Genomic DNA, 6,000 nt, shown 5'->3' with positions numbered 1-6,000 from the left:
CCTCGGCCGGGGAATCCGGATTCACCGGGGAACCCGAGGACCCCGCGCCGCGGGACGAGGACCGCAGGCGACGCCGCGGTCTCGTCCTGCTGCTCGCCCTCGCCCTCGTGCTCGTCCTCGTCATCGGTGGCATCGTCTGGGGCATGAACCGGGACCCCGAACCCGAACCGCAGGCGGAACCCACCCCGACCGCCGAGGCACCCGCACCCGCACCCGAGCCCGGCCCCACCGAGCCCGTCGCCGAGCCCACCGTCGCTCCTGTCATCGTCTCCGCCCAGGACCTCGACCCGGAGGGCGACGACGAGGAGAACCCGGACGACGTCGAGAACGTCCTCCCCGGTGTCAAGGGGGCGTGGCAGACGGACCGCTACAACTCGGAGGCCTTCGGCAACCTCAAGGAGGGCCTCGGGGTCGCGCTCGAGCTCGAGGAGGAGTCGACCGTCTCCCGCGTCGACCTCGTCTCCGGCACCCCGGGCGGCGCGATCGAGATCCGCGTGGGCGACTCCGACGACCCCGACGCCGCGAACATCGTCGCCGAGGGCGAACTCCCGGACGACACCGGCTCGATCGAACTCGCGGAACCGGCCACCGGGTCGTACGTCTTCGTGTGGATCACCGAACTGCCCGAGGAGGGCGACGGCTTCCGCGCCCGCATCAGTGAAGTGGCTCTCGCCTGAGGAATAAAGCGGGCACGGGCCCCGTTGCGCCCTGAGCCGTACCGACCAGAAGGACAAGGAATCCATGACCCAGAAACAGATCGTCATCATCGGCTCGGGACCTGCCGGGTACACCGCTGCGGTGTACGCCGCCCGTGCAGGACTCTCCCCGGTCGTCATCGCCGGGTCGGTCACTGCCGGTGGCGAACTCATGAACACGACCGAGGTCGAGAACTTCCCCGGCTTCCCCGCCGGTGTCATGGGTCCGGACCTCATGGAGAACATGCGGCAGCAGGCGGAGAAGTTCGGTGCGGAGATCGTCTACGACGACGTCACCGACCTCCGCCTGGAGCCCGGCGCGCACGGCATCACCACCGCTCTCGGGGCCGAGTACACCGCGCAGGCCGTCATCCTCGCGACCGGCTCGGCCTACCGCGAACTCGGTCTACCGCGCGAGAAGGAACTCTCCGGGCACGGCGTGAGCTGGTGTGCGACCTGCGACGGCTTCTTCTTCCGCGATCAGCACATCGCCGTCGTCGGCGGTGGCGACTCCGCACTCGAGGAGGCGACGTTCCTCACCCGCTTCGCCTCGAAGGTGACGCTCATCCACCGTCGTCAGGAACTCCGCGCCTCCCAGGCCCTCCAGGACCGTGCCGCCGCGGACCCGAAGCTCGAGTACCTCCTCGACTCGGAGATCGCCGAGATCCACGGCGAGGACGCCCTCACCGGTGTGACCGTCCGCAACACCGTCACCGGGGAGACCTCCGAGCTGCCGATCACCGGCCTCTTCGTCGCGATCGGGTCCGACCCCCGCACCAGCCTCTTCGCCGACTCCCTCACCCTCCGCGAGGACGGCTACCTCGCGGTCGAGGGACGCACCTCGAAGACGGGCGTCGAGGGCGTCTTCGCTGCCGGCGACGTCATCGACCCGACCTACCGCCAGGCCATCACCGCGGCCGGCTCCGGTTGCGTCGCCGCGCTCGACGCCGAGCACTACCTCGCGGACCTCGCGGCCCGCACCGGCGTCCGTGCCGAGTCCTCTCAGACTGCTGACGTAGCCTGAGCACACTCGAGCCCGCCCACCCACAGACACAGACTCGTAAGGAGTTCACATGACCAAGGAAGTGACCGACGCGAGCTTCGACGTCGACGTCCTCTCGTCCGACAAGCCCGTCCTCGTCGATTTCTGGGCACCCTGGTGCGGCCCGTGCCGAATGGTCTCCCCCATCGTCGACGAGATCGGCGAGGAGTACGCCGAGAAGCTCTCCGTCGTGAAGATCAACACCGACGAGAACCTCGCGACCGCCTCGAAGTACGGCATCACCTCGATCCCCGCTCTCTACGTCTTCAAGGACGGCGAGGTCGCGAAGACGATCATCGGTGCGCGCCCGAAGCCGGCGCTGCTGCAGGAGCTCTCCGACTTCGTGGCGTGATCCCGACGGGCCCGCAGTGACGGCCTGCGAAAGCGCAATGGCGCCTGTTGTAATATCGACGGGCGCTTTGTGCTTTTCGAGGTCCTGCGGGCCCGGTGACGCGAACTGCGTCGGACGACGCCTCCACCGAATGCCCATCCGTACGCGACAGAGAGACCCATGAATCCGATTCCTGCGTATCCGACCCTCCACCGGGGCGACTCGAGCGACATCCTGCCTGCGGTCAAGGCACAGCTCTCCCGCCTCGGCCTCGAGGTCGGCGACACCGGCTCCGATGCGTACGACTCGACGTTCTACGACGCGATCCGGGCCTTCCAGCAGACCCGCGGCCTCCTGTGCGACGGCATCCTCGGCCCGGAGACCTTCGCCCAGATCGAACTGGCCCGCCATCGTCTCGGTGACCGGGTGCTCCGCTACGACCCCGTGCGGCCCCTCGTCGGGGACGACGTCGCGGAGCTCCAGAAGCTCCTCAGCCGCCTCGGCATCTACACCGGTCGGATCGACTACGAGTTCGGCCCGACGACCGAGGGCGCGGTGAAGGAGGCCCAGAACGGGATCGGGATCCGCCCCGACGGGATCGCCGGACCCGCCACCCTCAAGGGGCTCGAGGCGATCTCCCACAATCACGCGGGTGGCAACCTCTACGCCCTCCAGGAGAAGGCCCGCGTGACGGCCTCCGGCCCTTCCCTCGTCGGACGTGTCTTCGTCATCGAGGCCGCGACGAGCGCGCAGGACTTCATGAGCGCCCCGTACACGGAGGAACAGCGGGCGCTCGAGCTCGAGTTCTCCGGTGACATCGCGCGGCGCCTCGAAGGGCGTCTGGCGGCCCTCGGGGCCTCCCCGATCGTCATCACGGGGGACCACCGCCAGCCACGGCTCGGCGACGAACTGGGCGCGAGCGGCGTCATCACGATCAACCAGGACGCCTCCCGCTCCTCGCGGGCCAACGGGATCTCCACGTTCTTCTTCGGATCCGCGGAGGACCGCAGCATCAATTCCCCCGTCGGGGAGAAGATCGCAGGGCTCGTCCAGAAGGAACTCACGGCGCGCACCACGTTCCTCGACTGCCGCGCGCACCCGCGGACGTGGACCTCGCTCCGGATCCTCCGCACCCCCAAGGTGCATGTGACGGCCGGATACGTGACGAACGCTCACGACGTCGAACTCCTCCGGTCTCCGGCCGTGCGGGATGCGATCGCGTACTCGATCGCGGTCTCGCTCCAGCGCCTCTACCTCACCGAGGAGAAGGACCCGCCCACGGGCACTCTCGATCTCACGACGCTGCGCTGATCACCCGCGCAGCCGCCGGTCGGTTCTTCCCGACCGGATGCGCGAGTCGGCCCGACACCGGCGTTCCCCGTACCGCTCGTTCACGGGGGATGCCGGTTTTCCTTTTGCGCGCTCGCACGTTTATTCACACGCAATCGTTGATGTCGTTGCAGGTGAGGGGACTGGACCAGGTTCTCCACAATGCACTCCACAGGTGTTGAGCGACACGCGGGACACGGATCACGTTCACCGGGAATTCGCATGGACACGAAGGGCCCGCACCGATCGGTGCGGGCCCTTCGTCGCGGATGGGGGATCCCGGGAGGTTCAGTCCTGCGGAGGCAGGCCGAGGACCTGGAGGATCCGCTCGAGGTCCTCCTGCCCGGCGAACTCGACGCTGATCTTGCCCTTCCGGCGGCCCATCGAGATGCTCACGCGGGTATCGAGGCGATCACCCATCCGCTCGGCGATCGAGGAGAGTTCGGGGCTGAGCGGCCGCAGACGGCGCTTGGGCTTCTTCTCCTCTCCGCGGTTGGCGAGCACGACGGCTTCCTCCGTCGCGCGCACGGAGAGCCCCTCGGCGACGACGCGCTGCGCGAGCGCCTCCATCGCTGCCGGGTCCTTGAGGCCGAGGATCGCGCGTGCGTGACCCTGGGAGAGGACGCCGGCGGCGACGCGACGCTGGACGAGCGCCGGCAGCTTGAGGAGGCGGAGGGTGTTCGAGATCTGCGGGCGGGAGCGCCCGATGCGCTGGGACAGTTCCTCCTGGGTGCAGGCGAAGTCCTCGAGCAACTGCTGGTACGCGGCCGCTTCCTCAAGCGGGTTGAGATCGGCCCGGTGGAGGTTCTCGAGCAGTGCGTCGCGGAGGAGATCGGTCTCCGGAACTTCACGGATGATCGCCGGGATCTCCGTGAGGCCGGCTTCCTTCGACGCCCGGAAGCGCCGTTCACCCATGATGAGTTCGTAACGCGGCGCCGTGGGGTCGACGACCCGGACGACGACGGGCTGGAGGATCCCGACCTGCTGGATCGAGGTGACGAGTTCCTCGAGAGCATCCTCGTCGAACACCGTGCGCGGCTGACGCGGGTTCGGGTGGATATCGGTGAGCTTCAGCATCCCGAACGCGGTACCGGGAACGGCCACGAGGTCCTGTTCCTCGGTGTGATCGGCGTAGGCCGCGTCCGCATCCGCGGCGTCGTCGGTCACCACGCGTGCGGCTGCTTTGGCTGCAGCGCTGCCGCGCACGGACGAGTCCGCCGTGGCGGACTCCCGCGCCGGGGCCGTGGTCGTCGGCTCATCGGCGGCCGGGGCCTCGGCTGCGGTTCCGGCTTCCTTCACCGCACTCGGGTTCGCTCCCGCCGCAGCTTTCCTTCCCGCTTTGGTTCGGCGTTCGGGAGTGGTCTGCGCACGCTTGCTCGCCCGCGCCTTCCTCATCCCCTCGGCCGGGTCCTTCGAGGTCTCACGGCGCGTTTCACGTGAAACCTCTTCTCCGGAGGCCGGGAAGAACACATCCACCGGCCGATCCTCGGTGACGACATTAGGGATCAAGGCTCCGAGTCCTCTCCCCAGTCCACGGCGCTTCTCAGCCATTCTTCACTCCTCGGAATGCAATCTCCTCGGCCGCTTCCCGATAGGAGAGAGCGCCGGTGGAGCTGGGTTCGTATGTAATAACGGTCTGTCGGTACGAAGGGGCCTCGGAGATACGTACCGACCGGGGGATCGCGACGTCGAGGACCTGCTTCGGGAAATGGGCGCGCACGTCTTCCGCGACCTGGGCACTGAGGTTCGTGCGCCCGTCGTACATCGTGAGCAGGATCGTCGAGATCACGAGGCGCGGGTTCAGGTGCTTCTGGATGAGCTGGATGTTCTTGAGCAGCTGGCTCAGCCCCTCGAGCGCGTAGTACTCGCACTGGATGGGGATGAGAACCTCTCGGGCGGCGACGAAGGCATTCACCGTGAGCAGCCCGAGGCTCGGCGGACAGTCGATGACGACGTAGTCGACGCGCTCACCCGCGACCTCACGTGCTTCGAGGTAACGCGCAAGGGCGGTCTGCAGACGCTGCTCGCGAGCGACGAGGGACACGAGCTCGATCTCCGCTCCCGCGAGGTCGATGGTTGCCGGAACACACCAGAGGGTCTCGAAGTCGGGACACCGGGCGACGACCTCGGCGATCTCCATGTCGTTGATGAGGACGTCGTAGACACTGTCGACGTCCGTCGAGTGCTCGACCCCGAGTGCCGTGCTCGCGTTGCCCTGCGGATCGATGTCGATCACGAGCACGTTGAGATTCTGCTTCGCAAGGGCGGCCGCGATGTTCACCGCGGTCGTCGTCTTACCGACGCCGCCCTTCTGATTCGCGACGGTGATGATGCGCGTCTCCGTGGGCCGTGGAAACACCGCGGACTCCAGACGTTCCGCCCTTCGGTTGTCCCGCGCGATCTGCGCGCCCAAAGGAGTGGATTCGTCCATGATCGGCATTGAGCTTCCCCGTCCTCATCGGCTGTTCGTCCTCGGACGATTCTAGTCACTTCCACGGACATGGTTTCACGTGACACCGATGCACGCGGAAACCCCCGGGGGCGCAGCGCGGTCGGCCGTTCCACGTGAAACGGCACACGCTCCGCGGCAGCCTTTTATTGCC

5 protein-coding genes and 1 pseudogene are annotated in these 6,000 nt (G+C 67.7%); 4 read left to right on the top strand and 2 right to left on the bottom strand.

Going from position 1 to position 6,000, the window contains the following annotated elements; all coding sequences use genetic code 11:
* From ABD172_RS00735 to ABD172_RS00720, 4 genes and pseudogenes are all read left to right on the top strand, one after another.
* Positions 1-677 (top strand): annotated as a pseudogene (locus tag ABD172_RS00735) (virulence factor MviN); the annotation flags it as partial.
* Between the two features lie 64 nt (positions 678-741).
* Complete coding sequence (gene trxB / locus ABD172_RS00730) at positions 742-1,719, top strand: thioredoxin-disulfide reductase (protein WP_344305987.1); 978 nt, start codon at positions 742-744, stop codon at positions 1,717-1,719.
* A gap of 49 nt (positions 1,720-1,768) precedes the next feature.
* On the top strand, positions 1,769-2,089 hold the full coding sequence (gene trxA / locus ABD172_RS00725; RefSeq protein ID WP_344305985.1) for a thioredoxin: 321 nt from the start codon (positions 1,769-1,771) through the stop codon (positions 2,087-2,089).
* 159 nt (positions 2,090-2,248) lie between these two features.
* On the top strand, positions 2,249-3,379 hold the full coding sequence (locus tag ABD172_RS00720) for an N-acetylmuramoyl-L-alanine amidase (protein ID WP_344305983.1): 1,131 nt from the start codon (positions 2,249-2,251) through the stop codon (positions 3,377-3,379).
* Between the two features lie 306 nt (positions 3,380-3,685).
* Here the strand turns inward: ABD172_RS00720 and ABD172_RS00715 are convergent, their stop codons facing one another.
* Complete coding sequence (locus ABD172_RS00715; protein ID WP_344305981.1) at positions 3,686-4,948, bottom strand: ParB/RepB/Spo0J family partition protein; 1,263 nt, start codon at positions 4,946-4,948, stop codon at positions 3,686-3,688.
* Positions 4,941-5,837: a ParA family protein gene (locus tag ABD172_RS00710; protein WP_344305980.1), complete on the bottom strand. Its 897-nt coding sequence runs from the start codon at positions 5,835-5,837 to the stop codon at positions 4,941-4,943. Before ABD172_RS00710 ends, ABD172_RS00715 begins: the two co-directional genes overlap by 8 nt.
* Between the last annotated feature and the right edge of the window lie 163 nt (positions 5,838-6,000).

Source organism: Brevibacterium samyangense, assembly GCF_039529845.1.
Classification (GTDB): domain Bacteria; phylum Actinomycetota; class Actinomycetes; order Actinomycetales; family Brevibacteriaceae; genus Brevibacterium; species Brevibacterium samyangense.
This window is presented reverse-complemented; position numbering and strand designations above follow the sequence as displayed.

Excerpts from the sequence above, each read along its gene's own strand:
- trxB (WP_344305987.1), top strand. The coding sequence starts at position 742 with ATGACCCAGAAACAGATCGTCATCATCGGCTCGGGACCTGCCGGGTAC.
- trxA (WP_344305985.1), top strand. The coding sequence starts at position 1,769 with ATGACCAAGGAAGTGACCGACGCGAGCTTCGACGTCGACGTCCTCTCG.
- ABD172_RS00720 (WP_344305983.1), top strand. The coding sequence starts at position 2,249 with ATGAATCCGATTCCTGCGTATCCGACCCTCCACCGGGGCGACTCGAGC.
- ABD172_RS00715 (WP_344305981.1), bottom strand. The coding sequence starts at position 4,948 with ATGGCTGAGAAGCGCCGTGGACTGGGGAGAGGACTCGGAGCCTTGATC.
- ABD172_RS00710 (WP_344305980.1), bottom strand. The coding sequence starts at position 5,837 with ATGCCGATCATGGACGAATCCACTCCTTTGGGCGCGCAGATCGCGCGG.